This window comes from Paenibacillus sp. 1-18 (genome assembly GCF_000520755.1).
Taxonomy (GTDB): Bacteria; Bacillota; Bacilli; order Paenibacillales; family Paenibacillaceae; genus Paenibacillus; species Paenibacillus brasilensis.
The window spans coordinates 1-484 of the sequence record NZ_ASSB01000361.1; the positions used below are offsets into that span (position 1 = coordinate 1).

The 484-nt window shown below is 48.1% G+C and carries 1 pseudogene; it reads right to left on the bottom strand.

Annotated elements, in window-relative coordinates:
- Positions 1–484, bottom strand: a pseudogene (locus tag L693_RS0124635) (enoyl-ACP reductase FabI); the annotation flags it as partial.

Sequence of the window (484 nt, forward strand, 5' to 3'; positions counted from 1 at the left end):
TACCCGAATGCCATAAGTACCCAGATCGTTCGACAGATAGCGCATGCTGGCTTCCAATGAAGCCTTCGCCACACCCATAACGTTGTAATTCTTGATCGCTCGTTCTGCGCCAATATACGTCATGGTGACGATACTTCCACCCTCCGTCATCAGCGGGTAAATTCGTTGGGAAACAGCAGCGAGAGAGTAGGCACTGATTTCTTGAGCAATGGCGAATCCCTCGCGAGAAGTGTCGACGAACAAGCCATCCAAATCCTCAGCCTTAGCATAGGCAACACTGTGAAAATAACCATGCAGAACGCCTACTTTCTCCTTTAGGAAATCCGCCAATGTATCCAATTCTTCATCGCTTTGTACATTACAAGGTCAGACAATGGACCCCGGAATCGTTTCAACGAGCTTTAGCACGCGATCTGCAACCCTCTCATTTTCGTAAGTAAAAATAAGCCTTGCTCCTTCAGCAGCTAAAGATTGGGCTGTCCCC